This is a genomic window from Candidatus Glassbacteria bacterium, from assembly GCA_019456185.1.
Taxonomy (GTDB): domain Bacteria; phylum Gemmatimonadota; class Glassbacteria; order GWA2-58-10; family GWA2-58-10; genus JAJRTS01.
The window spans coordinates 1-918 of the sequence record VRUH01000014.1 but is presented as its reverse complement, the minus strand read 5'-3'; the positions used below and the strand labels follow the sequence as shown (position 1 = coordinate 918).

1 protein-coding gene and 1 pseudogene (1 of these 2 only partly in view) are annotated in these 918 nt (G+C 63.1%); both read left to right on the top strand.

Annotated elements, in window-relative coordinates:
- Positions 1–346 (top strand): annotated as a pseudogene (locus FVQ81_07315) (SagB/ThcOx family dehydrogenase) (it extends 380 nt beyond the left edge of the window).
- 31 nt (positions 347–377) lie between these two features.
- Positions 378–918 (top strand): hypothetical protein (locus FVQ81_07310; GenBank protein MBW7996360.1); only part of this gene is annotated, 541 nt, incomplete at its 3' end.

Genomic DNA, 918 nt, shown 5'->3' with positions numbered 1-918 from the left:
CTACGACATCCCGGCCCACGGGCTCAAGCTGCTGAGTGCCGGCGACCAGCGCGACAGGATCATGGGGGTCGGATTGAACCAGTCGGTGCTCTGCGAAAGCTCGGTGGTGTTCATCTGGACCGCGGTGGCCCGTCGCGGAAGCTGGAAATACCGTCAGCGCGCCTGGCGCTATTTCTACCTCGACTGCGGACACCTGTGCCAGAACCTGCTGCTGGCGGCCGAGGCGCTGGGACTGGGAGCCTGTCCGGTGGGGGCGTATTTCGATGACGAGGCGGCGGAGCTGCTGGAAGTGGACTCTGCCGAGGAACCGGTGATCTACATGGCGGTGGTGGGGCCGAAATCATAGATAATAGCTGATTCGATCACGGAAAAATGGCATGGATACACTCGCGCACGGGTTATGGGGAGGGCTGGCCGCCGGCTGGAAAAAGCGGTTCGGGCTGGCGTTCCTGTTCGGGATCGCTCCGGACCTCAGTTCGTTCGGCGCGCTGATGGCGATCCGGATCGTAAGCGGAACGTTCGCTCCCGGCAGACCGTCGGTCCACACCCTGCCGGACTGGCTCCATACAGCATACAATTGCAGCCACAGCCTGATCGTTATCGGCGCGGTCTGGCTGGTGCTCCGGTTCACCGCCCGCGGCGTGGCGGTCCCGTTTCTGGCCTGGCCGCTGCATATCATCTGCGATATCCCGACCCACTCCAAGGCTTTTTTCCCCACGCCGTTTCTGTTCCCCTTGAGCGACTACACTTACGACGGGTTCAGCTGGGGCCAGAGCTGGTTCATGATCCTCAACTACACCTGCCTGCTGGTTACGGCGGCAGCCTGGGTGGGATACCGTCACCGCCGGCGCAAATCCAGCGGGGTGCACCGCAAGAAATTCATGCTCGCCGATCCGCTGGCCGGTCAGGCTTCACCGG